Annotated in this window: 15 protein-coding genes; 9 read left to right on the plus strand and 6 right to left on the minus strand. The window is 70.3% G+C overall.

Translation table 11 applies throughout. From position 1 onward, the window contains the following. Nucleotides 1-12 precede the first annotated feature (12 nt). The 5 genes from ACWDNY_RS15845 to ACWDNY_RS15865 are packed head-to-tail and all read left to right on the plus strand — an operon-like array spanning nucleotide 13 to nucleotide 5,250. The gene (locus ACWDNY_RS15845; RefSeq protein WP_451646323.1) at nucleotides 13-405 is read left to right on the plus strand and encodes a hypothetical protein; all 393 of its coding nucleotides are present in this window, start codon (nucleotides 13-15) and stop codon (nucleotides 403-405) included. Nucleotides 406-448: 43 nt separating this feature from the next. Then, nucleotides 449-1,054 carry a DJ-1/PfpI family protein gene (locus tag ACWDNY_RS15850; RefSeq protein WP_451646324.1) on the plus strand — a complete coding sequence of 202 codons (606 nt, stop codon included), beginning with the start codon at nucleotides 449-451 and terminating at the stop codon, nucleotides 1,052-1,054. Beyond that, nucleotides 1,044-2,870 (plus strand): AGE family epimerase/isomerase, encoded by a 1,827-nt coding sequence (locus ACWDNY_RS15855; RefSeq protein ID WP_451646325.1) that lies wholly within the window; start codon nucleotides 1,044-1,046, stop codon nucleotides 2,868-2,870. Before ACWDNY_RS15850 ends, ACWDNY_RS15855 begins: the two co-directional genes overlap by 11 nt. Beyond that, complete coding sequence (locus ACWDNY_RS15860) at nucleotides 2,867-4,936, plus strand: glycogen debranching protein (protein WP_451646326.1); 2,070 nt, start codon at nucleotides 2,867-2,869, stop codon at nucleotides 4,934-4,936. The genes ACWDNY_RS15855 and ACWDNY_RS15860 overlap by 4 nt, the downstream gene beginning before the upstream one ends. Next, nucleotides 4,933-5,250, plus strand: coding sequence for an STAS domain-containing protein (locus ACWDNY_RS15865; RefSeq protein WP_451646327.1), 318 nt, complete (start codon nucleotides 4,933-4,935; stop codon nucleotides 5,248-5,250). The genes ACWDNY_RS15860 and ACWDNY_RS15865 overlap by 4 nt, the downstream gene beginning before the upstream one ends. A 29-nt stretch (nucleotides 5,251-5,279) precedes the next feature. Here ACWDNY_RS15865 and ACWDNY_RS15870 read toward each other — a convergent pair whose 3' ends face one another. Continuing rightward, complete coding sequence (locus ACWDNY_RS15870) at nucleotides 5,280-6,113, minus strand: helix-turn-helix transcriptional regulator (protein ID WP_451646328.1); 834 nt, start codon at nucleotides 6,111-6,113, stop codon at nucleotides 5,280-5,282. A gap of 103 nt (nucleotides 6,114-6,216) precedes the next feature. Between ACWDNY_RS15870 and ACWDNY_RS15875 the strand changes: the two genes are divergently transcribed. The 4 genes from ACWDNY_RS15875 to ACWDNY_RS15890 all read left to right on the plus strand — a co-directional run bounded on the left by ACWDNY_RS15875 (nucleotide 6,217) and on the right by ACWDNY_RS15890 (nucleotide 10,709). Further along, on the plus strand, nucleotides 6,217-7,428 hold the full coding sequence (locus ACWDNY_RS15875) for an MFS transporter (protein WP_451646329.1): 1,212 nt from the start codon (nucleotides 6,217-6,219) through the stop codon (nucleotides 7,426-7,428). Nucleotides 7,429-7,617: 189 nt separating this feature from the next. Then, a complete protein-coding gene (locus ACWDNY_RS15880; protein ID WP_451646330.1) occupies nucleotides 7,618-9,078 on the plus strand; it encodes an aldehyde dehydrogenase family protein in 1,461 nt (486 codons plus the stop codon). 98 nt (nucleotides 9,079-9,176) lie between these two features. Next, nucleotides 9,177-10,019, plus strand: coding sequence for an SDR family NAD(P)-dependent oxidoreductase (locus ACWDNY_RS15885; RefSeq protein ID WP_451646331.1), 843 nt, complete (start codon nucleotides 9,177-9,179; stop codon nucleotides 10,017-10,019). A gap of 57 nt (nucleotides 10,020-10,076) precedes the next feature. Continuing rightward, nucleotides 10,077-10,709: a ScbR family autoregulator-binding transcription factor gene (locus ACWDNY_RS15890; RefSeq protein WP_451646332.1), complete on the plus strand. Its 633-nt coding sequence runs from the start codon at nucleotides 10,077-10,079 to the stop codon at nucleotides 10,707-10,709. 73 nt (nucleotides 10,710-10,782) lie between these two features. On the opposite strand, the gene ACWDNY_RS15895 is transcribed toward ACWDNY_RS15890, so the two are convergent. Genes ACWDNY_RS15895 through ACWDNY_RS15915 form a run of 5 tightly spaced genes read right to left on the minus strand, consistent with a single transcriptional unit; the run spans nucleotide 10,783 to nucleotide 14,416 of the window. Next, complete coding sequence (locus tag ACWDNY_RS15895) at nucleotides 10,783-11,205, minus strand: VOC family protein (protein WP_451646333.1); 423 nt, start codon at nucleotides 11,203-11,205, stop codon at nucleotides 10,783-10,785. Nucleotides 11,206-11,215: 10 nt separating this feature from the next. Further along, complete coding sequence (locus tag ACWDNY_RS15900) at nucleotides 11,216-11,590, minus strand: nuclear transport factor 2 family protein (protein ID WP_451646334.1); 375 nt, start codon at nucleotides 11,588-11,590, stop codon at nucleotides 11,216-11,218. 29 nt (nucleotides 11,591-11,619) lie between these two features. Continuing rightward, entirely contained in the window at nucleotides 11,620-12,426 is an 807-nt protein-coding gene (locus ACWDNY_RS15905; protein ID WP_451646335.1) for an ester cyclase, read from the minus strand. Then, on the minus strand, nucleotides 12,423-14,015 hold the full coding sequence (locus ACWDNY_RS15910) for a GMC family oxidoreductase (RefSeq protein ID WP_451646336.1): 1,593 nt from the start codon (nucleotides 14,013-14,015) through the stop codon (nucleotides 12,423-12,425). Before ACWDNY_RS15910 ends, ACWDNY_RS15905 begins: the two co-directional genes overlap by 4 nt. Then, complete coding sequence (locus ACWDNY_RS15915; RefSeq protein ID WP_451646337.1) at nucleotides 14,012-14,416, minus strand: nuclear transport factor 2 family protein; 405 nt, start codon at nucleotides 14,414-14,416, stop codon at nucleotides 14,012-14,014. The genes ACWDNY_RS15910 and ACWDNY_RS15915 overlap by 4 nt, the downstream gene beginning before the upstream one ends. Nucleotides 14,417-14,489: the final 73 nt, after the last annotated feature.

Raw genomic sequence — 14,489 nt, forward strand, 5'->3', positions numbered from 1 at the left:
GGAGGCTCTGACGTGACCGCCCCCGAACCGTCCGCGCTCGACGAACAGCGCGTGCGCGAGACCGTCCAGCGGTGGCACGACGCCCTGGCCCGCAAGGCACCGCTGGGCGAACTGCACACCTTCTTCGCCAACGGCCTGCTCGTCGAGCTGCCCGACCATGTGCTGCGCGGGAGCTCGGAGTTCGACGCCTGGTACCGCGACCGGGACGCCACCGCCCTGTCCCGGCCGCCGACCGGCGAGGACGTCACCGTCCGCGTCGTCTCCCCCAAACACGCCGAGATCAGCCTGCACGGCTCGTCCGACGGCCTGTGGCGGTCCATGTGGATCGTGCTCCAGGACGGCGTGCCCCGCATTCGCAGCATCACCGTCCGCATCGACCGCACCGCCCGGCTCACCGCCGTCTGACAGCCACCGACCCGTCCGCGCCCCTTCGACCCGAGGACTCCTCATGCAAGCACCCGTCTCCCTGCCCGCCGGCCGCCTGCCCGGCAGACGCGTCGGGATCTTGGTGGAGAACGACTTCGTCGCCGACGAGATCTCCTACTACCAGCGCCGCTTCGCCGAGGAGGGCGCCGAGGTCGTCCTCCTCACCCGCCTGTGGGGCCGGCCCGAACTGACCTTCACCGGAGCCGACCACGGACCGGCCATCACTGTCGACGGCGACTTGGAAGAACTCGGCTACGGCGAACTGGCCCGCCTGTCCGCCCTCATCGTCCCCTCCGGCATGGTCTCCGACCGGCTGCGCTACAGCGAGGACGTCGACAAACCGGCGCCCGCGGTCGAGCTGATGCGCCGCGCGTTCCGGCTGCCGAATCTCGTGAAGGCCTTCTCCTGCCACGGCCTGCTGCTGATGTCCGCCGCCTCGGACCTGCTCCGCGACCGCCCCGTCACCTGCCACAACAACCTCATCGGGGACGTCCGCAACATGGGGGCCCGGTACTCCAACCAGGACCTGGTCATGGACGGCGACCTGGTGACCGGCCGCACCGTCGACCACTGCCACCTGCTCGCCCGCGCCGTGATCGCCCAGCTGGAGGCCAGCGATGGCCGCTGAGCTCGACTTCACCTTCTCCGACAGCGTCGCCGGCTACGTCCAGGGACGAGACGGCTCCAGCGTGCACCTGAAGACCCTCGACGGACGCCCTGTCACCGTGCACCTGACCGACACCACTTACGCCCAGCTGCTGCGCAACCTGGGCGAGCCCTACCGCGACGCCACCGGCCGCATCGACGAACTGCTGCGTCCCGGCGTCCTGTTGTTCAGCTACGGCCCGGTCTATCCCCGCCCCACCGGCCTGCACTTCCAGGCCACCCAACTGCTGTTCGTCACCGAACCCGGCCGGCGGCCGCCGTTCGCGGAGGCCGGCTGGTGGACGGGGCAACTCAGCCGGTTGGCCCGCTTCTACCGCCGCTCGCAGTTCGGCACGGGCCCGGTCGACTTCGCCGACTACCGCACGGAGATCCGCAGCAGCGGCGAGAAGACGACCCGCCACATCCAGGAGACCGACACCATCTCCCGGATGGTCTACGGCATGGCCGTTGCCTACATGCTGACCGGCGAGGAGGACTTCCTCGAGGTCGCAGAGCGCGGCTCGCAGTACCTGCGCGACCATCTGCGCTATGTCGACACCGTCGAGGACGTCGTCTACTGGTACCACGGCGTGGACGTCGAAGGACCGCGGGAACGACGCCTGTTCGCCTCCGAGTTCGACGACGACTACCGCACCATCCCCGCGTACGAGCAGATCTACGCCCTGGTCGGCCTCGTGCAGACCTACCGCCTCACCGGTGACCCCGGCCTGCTGAAGGACATCGAGGGAACGGTGCGCCTGTTCGAGCGGTTCTTCCACGACCCGCGCCTGGGCGGCTACTACTCCCACATCGACCCGGTCGAACTCAGCCCGCACCACCCCTCACTCGGGCCCAACGCCTCCCGCAAGAACTGGAACTCCGTCGGTGACCACGCCCCCGCCTACCTGTTCAACCTGTACCTGGCCACGGGCGAGGAGCGCTACCGGGACATGCTCGAACACAGCTTCGACATGATCGCCACCCATCTGCCCGACCGCGCCCCCGACGGCAGCCCCTTCGTCGACGAACGCTTCCACGCCGACTGGACGCCCGACCACAGCTGGGGCTGGCAGCAGAACCGCGCCGTCGTCGGCCACAACCTCAAGATCGCTTGGAACCTCACCCGCATGCTCCCCCTGCGGCCCAAACCCGAATACCGACACCTGGCCGAACGGATCAGCCGCACCATGCCCGGCGTCGGCCGCGACCCCCAGCGCGGCGGCTGGTACGACATGGTCGAGCGCACCGCAGAGGACGGCGTCCACGCCTTCTCCTGGCACGACCGCAAGGCCTGGTGGCAGCAGGAGCAGGCCATCCTTGCCTACCTCATCATGGCCGGCACCACCGGCGACGAGGACTTCCTGCGCCACGCCGACGAGGCCTCGGCGTTCTACAACGCCTTCTTCCTCGACCACGACGAGGGCGCGGTCCACTTCACCGTCCTGGCCCAAGGGCTGCCGTACCACCTGGGCAACGAACGCCTCAAGGGCAGCCACGCCATGAGCATGTACCACAAGGCCGAACTGTGCTTCCTCGCCGAGGTCTACACCCGGCTGCTGATCCGGCGCGAGCCCCTGACGCTGTGGTTCAAGCCCCGCACCGACGCGAACTACCCGCAGAACAAGCTCCGCGTCGCCCCCGACAGCCTGCCGGGCGGCAGCGTCGTCCTGGACTCCGTCCTCGTCGACGGCGCCCCGTACACCGATTTCGACGCCGAGGCCCTGACCGTCACCCTCCCGGCCGTGGACCACCGCGTCACCGTCCAGGCCCGGCTGCGCCCGCGGGAGCCGGGCCGGTGACCTCCGCAGTGCGCAGCCCGCACCCTCCGCTGCGGGCCGGCCCCGGCCGACCGGCACCCCTGGGCGCCACCGCGGACGCCTCCGGGGTCAACTTCGCCGTCCACAGCACCGCCGCGCGGCTCTCCCTGGTCCTGCTCGACCCGCACACCGGCGACGTCGTCGGTGAGTACCCGTTCCGGCTCGAACACCGCGTTGGAACGGTGCACACCCTCCGCCTCGACGGGCCCGGTGTCGCTGACCTGGCCTACGCCCTGCGGGTCCATCCGGCCGGCGGCCGCCCGCCCGTCCTCGTCCACGACCCCTACACCCGCGCCGTCACCACCACCGCCTGGGCAGTGCGGCCGCGCCGCCTCCTCGCCCGGATCCCGGCCTACGACCCCGCCCCGCCCACGGTCGGCGCCCGGCCGCGCACCGCACCGGCCGACCTCGTCGTCTACGAGGCCCACCTGCGCGGCTTCACCCGGTCCGCCACCTCCGGTGTCCGTGCCCCCGGCACCTACACCGGGATGATCGAGAAGATCCCGTACCTGCTCGACCTCGGCGTCAACTGCGTCGAACTGCTGCCAATCGCCGAGTTCGACGAGACCGACAACACCTACACCGAACCCGGCACCGGACAGCCGCTACTCAACTACTGGGGTTACAACCCCGTCGCGCTGTTCGCGCCGAAGGCCGCCTATGCCACCGACCCCGCCGACCCGGCGGGCGCCGACACCGAACTCGCCGCGCTGGTCGGCGCCCTGCACCGGGCCGGCATCCGCGTCGTCCTCGACGTGGTGTTCAACCATACCGCCGAGGGCGACCACCGGGGCCCCGACCAGGGTCTGCGCGCCCTCGACGAGGCGGCCTACTACCTCCTGGACGCGGACGGCCGCCCCCGCAACCTCACCGCGACCGGCAACACCGTCAATGCCAACCACCCGGTGACCCGGCGCCTGATCCTGGACTGCCTGCGCCACTGGGTCACCCGCTACGGCATCGACGGCTTTCGCTTCGACATGGCCTCCATCCTCACCCGCGGCCCTGACGGCCAGGTGCAGGCGAACCCACCGCTGCTGGAGGCCGTCGCCCACGACCCCGTGCTCGCCGACTGCCTTCTGATCGCGGAGGCCACCGACGCCACCGGGCTCGACCAGGTCGGCGCCTTCCCGGGCCACCGGCGGTTCAGCGAATGGAACGGCCGTTACCGCGACACCGTCCGCCGCTTCCTGCTCGCCCGCTCTGGTAGCACCGCCGCCATGGCCACCCGTCTGGCCGGCTCATCCGACCTCTACCCCGGCCGGGGGCCCACCGCCTCCATCAACTACGTCACCTGTCACGACGGCCTCACCCTCTCCGACTGGACCGCCTACGACCACCGGCACAACCACGCCAACGGCGAAGGCGGCCATGACGGCATCCCCGACGAGGAGAGCTGGAACCACGGCCACGAGGGCCCCACCGCCGACCCCCACATTCGGCGACTGAGGCTGCGTCAGCACCGCAACGCCCTCGCCCTGCTGTTCACCAGCCGCGGCATCCCCATGCTGACCGCGGGCGACGAGTTCGGCCGCACGCAGCACGGCAACAACAACGCCTACAGCCAGGACAACCCCACCAGCTGGCTCGACTGGAACCTCGCCCGCGCCGACGCCGACCTACTCGCCTTCACCCGAGACGCGATCGCCCTGCGCCGCGCCCACCCGGTGCTGCGCCGCGACGAGCACCCCAGCGGCCGTACCCCGCCCGGCTGGGCACTGCCGCCGGTCTCCTGGCACGGCGAACGCCCGGACGCCCCGGACTGGGACGAGCACTCCACGCTGCTGGTGGCGCGCCTGTACCAGCAGGACGAGCGGGGACGCCCGGACTGCGTGCTGATCGCCGCCAACACCGCAACGGACGCAGTGGACATCCAGGTGCCGGCGCCCCCGCCGGGAACACGCTGGCACACGCAGATCGACACCGCGGCCGACCTCCCCAGCCATCCGCCGGGCGCCGGACCGGCCCTGACCGGCGGCCCGTTCACCCTCGGCGGCCGCAGCGTGGCCGTCCTCACCGCACAGCCCGACGAAAGGACACTCCGATGATGTTCGAGGCCTACCTCGGCACCAGTCAGTCCACCGCGACCCTGCACCTGGCCGGAGACCTCACCGACGCGGACGTGCCGCGCCTGCGCGCCCTGGTGGGACAGGCCGCCGAGGCACCGGTACGGCGCCTGGTCATCCACCTGGGAGAGCTGCGCAGCATGGTCGGCGCGGGCGTGCGGTGCCTGGCTATGGCCCAGCAACAGGCCCGGCCCGGCACCCAGGTCATCGTGGACGGCGCCGGCGCGGAGATCCGCGAAGCGCTGCGGTTCAGCGGCCTGGAGCGGTCACTGACCCTGGTCGGCGCGTACGCCTGATCCGAAGCGCCAGGCCGGCGCAGCCGACCCTAGAGCAGGGCCGGCTGCGGGGACTCGGCGACCAGCCGGGCCAGCGCTCGCTCGTCCGCCTCGGAGGCGGGCATGAACACCACCAGGTGCTGGCCCGGCACCTCCGCCACGTCCAGTTTGGTGTAGTTCAGATCCAGCCGCCCGGCCGTAGGGTGACTGAAACGTTTCATGGTCGGCCGGAACGCCCGTACGGGATGCTCGGACCACAGGGCGCGGAACTGGCTGCTCGACCTGGTCAGGGTGTCGATGAGCGCGGTGGTCCGCGGATCGTCGGGGTGCTGGCCCACGGCGATGCGGAACTGGCCGAGGATGTCGCGGACTTCGTGCTGCCAGTCGACCAGGAGCGACTGCATCTGCGGGCGGGTGAACAGCAGCCAGATGCTGTTGCGCTCCTCCTGCGGCAGCTGTTCCAGACCGCCGACGAGGGAGGCGTAGGCGCGGTTGGCGGCCAGCACGTCCCAGGAGTCGTTGATGACGTGCGCCGGGTTGGGGTCGAGGGTCTCCACCAGCTTGCGCAGCGTCGGGTTCACCGACGCCGGCTGCGGCCGCTCGGCGGGCAGCGCCGTCTCCGCCAGGGTGAACAGGTGCCGCCGCTCCGCCGGGTCCAGCTGGAGCGTCTGCGCCAGGGCTTCCAGCACCTGCCGGCTCACCCGGATATTCCGCCCCTGCTCCAGCCAGGTGTACCAGGTCAGGCTCACCCCGGAGAGCTGAGCGACCTCCTCGCGGCGCAGCCCCGGAGTGCGCCGCCGCGGCCCGGGGGTCAATCCGAGCTGCTCGGGGGAGAGCATCTCTCGGCGGGACCTCAAGAACGCCGCCAGAAGCTCGCGCTGCATGCCGGCCATCCAAGCATCCCCCTTCGGCCGTGTCCTGGTGGTCATTACACCAGCATGATTGGCCCTCTGTACCCCCTTCACGCAACGCACCACTCTCTTTTGCGTGACGACAGAATCGACTACCACGGGCACGAACAGCCCCGCCACGGCGCCGCCGTCCTCACCCGCCTGGGGAAGGCCCGTCGCCGTGCTCGCCCTCGGCTCATTCGCCATGGGCACGGACTCCTTCGTCCTGGCCGGCATCCTGCCCCAGATCGCCGGAGGCCTGCACGTCTCCACCGGCGCCGCCGGCCAGACCATCACCGCGTTCGCCCTGACCTACGGCCTGGCGGCGCCCTTCCTGGCCGTCCTGACGAGCCGGCTGCCCCGCAAGCCCTTGCTGGCGTCCGCGCTCGGCCTGTTCGTCCTGGCCAACCTGGCTTCCGCCGCCGCACCGAACCTGGCGCTCCTCCTCGTGGCGCGGGTCGTCGCGGGTCTGGGCGCGGCCCTGTACACACCGAACGCCTCCGCCGCGGCGGCCGCGCTCGCCGGGCCCGCCCGCCGCGGCCGCGCGCTGTCGATGATCCTCGGCGGCCTGACCGTCGGCACCGTCTTCGGCGTCCCCGTCGGCACGGCCATCGGCCAGCACATGTCCTGGGAGGCCAGCCTCGTCTTCGTCGCGGCCGTCGGCGCGCTGGCGCTGCTCGGTGTCCTGCTGGTGCTGCCGGGCCTGCCGATCCCGCCGGCCATCCCCCTCGGGCAGCGGTTGGCCGTGCTGGCCAACCGCCGGGTCGTGGCCATGGTCGTGTTCATGCTCCTGGCCAGCGGTGCCAGCATCATGGTCTACACCTACACCGCCACCGTGCTCGCACAGACCGCCCACATCCACGGCACCACCCTCGCAACCGCGCTGCTCGCCTGGGGCATCGGCGGCATCTTCGGCTCTTTCGGCAGCGGCTTCCTCACCGACCGCCTGGGCGCGGCGCGCACCCTCACCTGCGCCGTCCTCCTGCTGATCGTCACCCTCGCCCTGCTGACGGTCTGCACCTCGATCGTGCCCGTGATCATTGTCATGGTGCTCAACGGCGCCGCGGGCTGGGCGGTGTCCACCCCGAACAACCACCGGCTGACCGCGCTGGTGCCGACGCTGCCCAGCGTCGTCATCTCCTTCAACTCCTCCGGCATCTACCTGGGCCAGGCCCTCGGCGCTGCCCTCGGCGGCGTCCTGCTCGACCACGACGTCACCGCCCGCGTCCTGTGCCTGACCGGTGCCGGCATCGCCGTGGTGGCCGGCATCGTGCACGCGCTGATCCCCCGGCCGACCCCGGAGTCCTGAAACTGAGATCCGACCCGGGAGGAGACTTAACGAATTCTCCTCCCTTCGGCTCCCGGACCGCTCACGGGTATCCACCGGGCCCCTAACGTCGGAGCAGCACGGAAATTCACCCCAGTCGAAATGCCCGCCCGCCTGCCCACAAGCGGATTTGGGTGGGCGGGCGGAAATCCTGTATCAGGGAGTCAAATCGTGACTGCGTACGCGGATCGCACGGTGGAAGACGTCCAGTTGTTCATCGGCGGAAAGTTCCGTCCCTCGTCCACCGGGGAAACCCAGGACGTCGTGAATCCCGCCACCGGTGAGGTCGTCTGCCGGCAGGCCTGGGCCTCCGTGGCGGACATGGACGAGGCCGTCGAGGCTGCCCGCCAGGCCTTCACCGGCCCCGAGTGGGGCAGTCTGACCCTCAAGCAGCGCGGCCGTCTGCTGCTGAGCATCGCCGACGCCATCGAGGAGAACGGCGCCGAACTGGCCCGCCTGGAGTCCATCGACGTCGGCAAGCCCCTCACCTTCACCCAGGGATTCGACGTCCCCTCCGCCGTGGAGCTCTTCCGCTACTACGCCGGCATGGTCGAGCAGATCGAAGGCGCCGCCCGCCCGGCCGGCGCCCGGTCCCTCGCCTACACCCGCCGTGAGCCCCTCGGCGTCGTCGGCGCGATCACCCCGTTCAATTTCCCCCTCAACCTTGCCGTCAACAAGATCGCCCCGGCGCTGGCCGCCGGCAACACCTTCGTCCTCAAGCCGGCCGAGCAGACGCCGCTGAGCTCGCTGCTGCTCGGCGACATCATGTCCCGGGCCGGGCTTCCGGCCGGTGTCTACAACGTCGTCACCGGTGACGGGCCCACCGTCGGCGCCCGCCTGGCCGAGCACCCCGACGTCCGGAAGCTCGCCTTCACCGGCTCCACCGCCACCGGAAAGAAGCTCATCGCCACCGCCGCCGGCACTCTGAAGAAGGTCACCGCCGAACTCGGCGGCAAGGGCGCCAACATCGTCTTCGCCGACGCCGACCTCGACGCGGTCACTCAGTGGGCCTTCCAGGCCGCCTTCTTCAACACCGGCCAGTTCTGCATGAGCGGCTCCCGCCTCCTGGTCCACCGCAGCGTCCACGACGAACTCGTCGACCGCCTCGCCGGCGCCGTGGCCGCCGCCTCCGTCGGCGACCCGATGGACCCCAACACCTTCATGGGCCCCCTCGCCCACGAAGCCCAGCTCAAGCGGGTCACGGATTACGTCGCCATCGCCCAGGCCGAAGGGGCGACCCTGCGCGCCGGTGGCCACGCCATCGACGGCAAGGGCTACTTCCACCAGCCCACCCTGTTCACCGACGTGACCCCCGACATGCACATAGCCCAGGAGGAGGTGTTCGGCCCCGTGCTGACGGTCACCGCCTTCGACACCGACGAGGAGGCCGTCGCCCTCGCCAACAACACCCCCTACGGCCTGGCCGCCGGCCTGCACACCACCTCCCTGGCCCGCGCCCACCAGGTCGCGGCCCAGCTCCAGGCGGGCATCGTCTGGGTCAACGCCTGGGCCATGTTCGAGAACAGCATCCCCTTCGGCGGCTACAAGGACTCCGGCTACGGCCGCGAACTCGGCCCGGAGGGCGTCCAGGAGTACCTGCAGCTGAAGTCCGTGGTCGTCAACACCGACTGACCCGGCCTCGGCCGCCGCGAAAAAAGGAGGGGTGACGCCCGCAGCCCGGGCGTCACCCCTCCGCTCCCCCATCGGCCCCACGCACGAAAGGCCCGCACATGACCGACCTCAGCAACCGCACCATCCTCCTCACCGGGGCCACCGACGGCCTCGGCCACGCCGTCGCCGAGGAACTCGCCTCGCGTGGCGCGACCCTCATCCTGCACGGCCGCAGCAAGGACAAGGGCGACCGGCTCCTGTCCGACCTGCGCACCTCCACCGGCAACCCCAACCTCAGCTACGAGGTCGCCGACTTCTCCTCCCTCCAGGAAATCCAGGGCCTCGCCGACCGCGTGCTCGCCCACGGCCGGCTGGACACCCTGGTCAACAACGCCGGCATGGGCGTCGAACTCGAACGCCGGGAGAGCCGGGAGGGCCACGAGCTGACCTTCCAGGTCGACTACCTGTCCACCTACATCCTCAGCGCCCGGCTCGCCCCGCTGCTGGCCCGGAACGCCCCCGCCCGCATCATCAACGTCGCCTCGGCCGGACAGGCCCCGATCGACTTCGACGACGTCATGCTGGACCGCTGGTGGAGTGGGGAACAGGCCTACTGCCAGGCCAAGCTCGCCCAGATCATGCTGACCTTCGACCTGGCGGACACCTTGCGCGGCGAAGGGGTGAGTGTCAACGCCCTGCACCCGGCGTCGTACATGCCGACGAAGATCGTCACCCACCTCTACACCCCGCAGAGCAGCATCGCCGAAGGCGCCTGCAACGTCCTGCGCCTCATCGAGGAGCCCGAGTACGAGCACAGCACGGGCCTCTATCTCAACCGCGCCACCGAGACCCGCGCCCACCGTCAGGCCTACGACGAACAGGCCCGCCTCGCCCTCAGGTCTCTCAGCGCCACCCTCACCGGCACGCCCTACCCGTTCCGGCCCACCTCCTACACCGCCTAGCACAGGCCCATCCGTCATCCGCAGCCCACCGCGTCAGAGCAAGGAGGACGAGACCAGGTGCAGGAACGAGCCCGACGAACCCGCGACACGCTCATCACCGCGGCGTCCACGTCGTTCACCACCCGCGGCTATCAGCGCACCAGCGTCCGGGACATCCTGCGGACCGCCGGCACCACCCGCGGGGCCTTCTACTTCCACTTCGCGTCCAAGGAGGACATCGCCGGCCACATTCTCTCCCTGGAGGAGACGGTCTGGGCGGACCTGGCCGAACAGACCAGGGGCCACGACGCGAGCGGCCTGCAACAGCTCATCGACTTCACCCACACTGCGTTCTGCAGGATCCTCAGCGATCCCGTCACCTCCGCCGGTGTCCGGCTGCGCCTCGGCGACCTGGACACCGCCGGGAACACGCCCGGCGACGGCGGCTTCGTCCTGCTCACCGAGTTCCTGGACACCGCCTGGCGGCAGGAGGAACTACGCCCGGGCATCGGCCCGCAGACGGCGATGCGGTTCCTGACGGAGCTGTTCGTCGGCGCCCACTTCCTGACCCGTGCCGAGCAGCACCCGGCCCGGTTCAAGGAGCGGCTGGCCGGTCTGTGGGGGACGGCGCTGCCGGCCCTGACGGAGCGCCCGGAGGAACTGCGGGTGACCGCACCGCCCTGGCTGTCGTGCGACGCGGCCGCCGTCTGACCGCCGCGCCGCGCGAAGAGGGGGTGCTCCTGCGGCGAGAGCAGGAGCACCCCTTCTGGGCCGGGGCCGGTCGTCATGCCGCCGCCAGTTCCTCCGGTGACTGGTCGGTATAGCCCTGGCTCACCTCGACGACGACGCCGTCCGGGTCGCTGACCCATACGGTCTTCCAGCCGGGGATGAACTCGTCGAACCGCAACGGACCGAGTGTCACGGTCAGTTCGTCACCCGCCTGGGCCAGGAACTCGTCGACGCTGTCCACCTGGAAGGCCAGGTGCCGCACCAGACCGGAGTGCTGGGGGCCGTCCTTCTCGACCGGCAGCACGGCCGGGGCCGCGGTGGGGAACAGCTCCAGGTAGACGCCGCCTGCCCTGAGGAAGATCACCTCCTCGGCTCCGGCGCGGACCACCCGGGCCCGCCGGAAACCGAACCACCGGGTGTAGAACGCCTCGGTGGCGGCCTGATCGGCACAGTTCAGACCGACGTGGGACCACTTCATGCCGGATCCCTCACTCTCCGGTGACCGCGGCGAACGGCACCGTGTCATGGACGTTCTTCATGTAATGGATCAGGCCGCCGGCGATCCGGAAGTAGTTGCAGACGTCCGCTTCGATCTCCAGCCCGGACGGGGTCAGGGCCGAGATGTGGGACAGAACGGCCGCCTCTCCGCCCTCGACCACGGTGTGGACGGGGGTGTTGGAGAAGGCCGCGTACATGGCGGGGAAGCCCTTCATCATCTCCCGCAGCGTCTCGCGGCCCTCCACATGGCCCGCCAGCTGTTCGTCCATCGTCTGGTCGGCTGCGAACAGGTCGCACCAGGCGTCCCAGTCGCCCGCGTTGGCGAGTTCGTAATAACGGCGCACCACGTCAGCGGTGTTCACCATGTCCTCCTGTGGGTGGTGGATATGTGCGTTCAGCCGGGCAGCGGGACACCGATCTGGGCCATCAGCCCGGCGGTGTCGGCCTGTACCCAGCGCTCGACGACCTTGCCGCCCTCCAGGCGGTAGACCTCCAGGCTCGTCCAGGTCACCTCCTTGCCCGTGGGCTCGATCCCGAAGAACGGCCCGACGTGACGGCCGGTGAACGTGATGTGCATGATCACGCGCTGGCCCTCGGCCGGGTACAGGGCGTCGAGGTGGGCGGTGAAGTCCAGCGCCTCATGAGCGGCGACGATGATGCCCTTCAGCTCCTCCAGCGACTCCACGTCCCAGGCCGGGTTGTGGTCCACGAAGGACGCGCCGAACAGGTCGTCCAGGTCCGCGTAGCGGTGGGCGTTGACCGCGTCGCTGACCTTCTGCACGACGGCGACGTTCGCCTCGTCCTGGGTCAGCTGGGCCTTCAGCCCGAGCAGGTCGTCGGTGGCCCACCGCTCGACGAAGGCGCCGTCCGCCACGCGCCAGATCTCCGTGGTCTCCCACTCCGCCGGACGCCCGGTGGCCGCCACCCCGAGAACGGTGCCCTGGTGGGTGCCGGTCAGCCGGACCCGGGTGACGACCTTGTCACCGTCCTCGAGGATGTCGAGCAGCTCGCCCTGGATTGCCAGCGTCGCGTGGGCGTTGCGCAGTGCCTCCAGGTAGGAGTCAATGCCGTCGATGTCGAAGCCGGGGTGGTGGTCGGTGAAGCCAGGCGCGATGACGGCCTCGACCGTGGTGTAGTCGGCGTCGTTGAACGCCTTGAGGAAGGTGCGGTACAGGTCCGCTCCGGTCTGTGTGGCACTCACGAGCGTTCTCCTTCGGTGTGCATGCCGTGGGACTGTGCGATCAGATCGGCGGCCTTCTCACCGATCATGACGGTGGGTGCGTGGGTGTTGCCGGCGACGATGCGCGGCATGACGGACGCGTCCGCCACCCGCAGGCCGTCGATGCCGTGGACTCTGAGCCGGGCGTCCACGACCGCGTCCGGGCCGGTGCCCATGCGGGCGGTGCCGACCGGATGCCACAACGTCGAGGCGTTGGCGCGGACGAAGGCGCGCACGGCGTTGTCGTCCACGACATCCGGCCCGGGGGAAAGCTCGACCCCGCGCACGTGGTCGAACGCGCTGTGGTCGGCGAGCTTCCGGGCGAGGCGCACTCCGTGCACCAACACATCCAGGTCGGCCTCGTCCTGCAGGTAGTTCGCCTGCACCCGAGCGGGATGCCGGTAGTCCGTGTCGGCGAGACGGACCTCGCCGCGGCTGCGGGGCAGCAGGGCTATGGGGGCGAACGTGAAACCCGGGCCGACCCACTGGTCCGCCGGGGCCTCGGGGGGCAGGAACTTCACCGGGCCGAAGGTGAACTGCAGGTCGGGCGAGCCGCCGGGAGCGGCGGCGGGGGTACGGGTGAACAGCCCGGCTTCGGACAGCAGGGCGTCGGCCGGATGCTCCTCGACCGCCTCGAAGCAGACCGGCACGAACGGGTGGTCCTGGAGGTTGCGGCCCACCCCGGGCAGGTCCTGGACGACCGGAATGCCGAACTCCGCGAGGTGCTCGGCCGGACCGATGCCCGAGAGCATCAGCAGCTTCGGTGTCTCGAAGGCGCCGGCGCTGACCACCACCTCCTTGCGCGCCCGGGCGCTGCGCAAGGTGCCGTTCTGGACGTAGCTGACCCCGAGCGTGCGCCTGTCCTCGATGACGAGGCGAGAGGCCTGCGCACCCACCTGGATGTACAGGTTGGGACGGTTGATGACCGTGTCGAGGTACGCCGTGGCGCTGCTGCTGCGCGCGTTGTCCTCGGTCCGGATGGTCTGGTAGAAGAAGCCCTCGCCCTCCTGAACCGCACCGTTGTAGTCGAACCCGGCCGACGGGTCCTTGCCTCCCGCCGCGGTGACGAAGGCGCGGGCGACCGGACTCGGGTCCTGCAGCGCGCGTACGCTCACCGGACCGGAGTCACCGCGCAGACCCGGCGTGGACGCCGGCCCGGTGTAGGTCTCCGAGCGACGGAAGTAGGGCAGCACGTCGTCGTAGGACCAGCCCGGATTGCCCAGCGCCGCCCACGCGTCGTAATCGGCCCGGTTGCCGCGCACCCACATCAGGGCGTTGATGGAACTGCTGCCGCCGAGGACACGTCCCCGGGCGATGGGAACCTCGCGTCCTTCCAGGCCCTTCTCCGGTTCGGTGACATATCCCCAGTCGATCCCCGGGCTCCACTCCGAGGTCAGCAGCGAGAGCACGGAAGCGGCGTCGGCCCGGTGGATCTCCGGACGGTCGTCCATGCCGCCTGCCTCCAGCAGGAGCACCGTGAACCGGCCGTCCGCGCTGAGCCGGTGCGCGACCGCGGCGCCGCCCGAGCCCGATCCGACGACGACGAAGTCGAAGACCTCGTCCGTGCTCATCGCCCCGCCTCCACCGGACGCAGGTCACCCACGCGGTACTTCAGGATCCGCAGTGCGTCGCCGGGGCCCTTCTGCAGCTGCCACTGCTGGTCGATGCGGAAGGCCGTACGACTGCCGTCCCGCACGTGGGTGGCCTTCCAGACGACGGTCACGTCCAGATCCAGCACGGCGCCGCGGTCCTCGACCTCCAGCCGCTCCAGCACATGTTCCTGGTCGGTGAAGAGGTCACCGACCGCGGCGTACCAGTCCACGAAGTCGTCGTGGCTGTACAGGGTCCGCTCCGGGAACGCCATTTCAAGCTGCTGGGAAGCCAGCCGGGGAAGCATCTCCTGGACCGGCGCCCTCCTGCTCAGATCATTGAACCAGTCCTGACTGAATTCCCTGACGGTGCCGTATTCCATGAGGCATCTCCTCGTGAGAAAGACGAGTCGGGGCATGCCTTGTTACGGCGAGTGCGCTCGTGGAAGGCATGCA

It is taken from the genome of Streptomyces sp. NPDC003697, from assembly GCF_053587115.1.

Coding starts and splice junctions, on each gene's coding strand:
- ACWDNY_RS15850 (WP_451646324.1), top strand. CDS start 449: ATGCAAGCACCCGTCTCCCTGCCCGCCGGCCGCCTGCCCGGCAGACGC.
- ACWDNY_RS15855 (WP_451646325.1), top strand. CDS start 1,044: ATGGCCGCTGAGCTCGACTTCACCTTCTCCGACAGCGTCGCCGGCTAC.
- ACWDNY_RS15865 (WP_451646327.1), top strand. CDS start 4,933: ATGATGTTCGAGGCCTACCTCGGCACCAGTCAGTCCACCGCGACCCTG.
- ACWDNY_RS15870 (WP_451646328.1), bottom strand. CDS start 6,113: ATGCAGCGCGAGCTTCTGGCGGCGTTCTTGAGGTCCCGCCGAGAGATG.
- ACWDNY_RS15885 (WP_451646331.1), top strand. CDS start 9,177: ATGACCGACCTCAGCAACCGCACCATCCTCCTCACCGGGGCCACCGAC.
- ACWDNY_RS15895 (WP_451646333.1), bottom strand. CDS start 11,205: ATGAAGTGGTCCCACGTCGGTCTGAACTGTGCCGATCAGGCCGCCACC.
- ACWDNY_RS15900 (WP_451646334.1), bottom strand. CDS start 11,590: ATGGTGAACACCGCTGACGTGGTGCGCCGTTATTACGAACTCGCCAAC.
- ACWDNY_RS15910 (WP_451646336.1), bottom strand. CDS start 14,015: ATGAGCACGGACGAGGTCTTCGACTTCGTCGTCGTCGGATCGGGCTCG.
- ACWDNY_RS15915 (WP_451646337.1), bottom strand. CDS start 14,416: ATGGAATACGGCACCGTCAGGGAATTCAGTCAGGACTGGTTCAATGAT.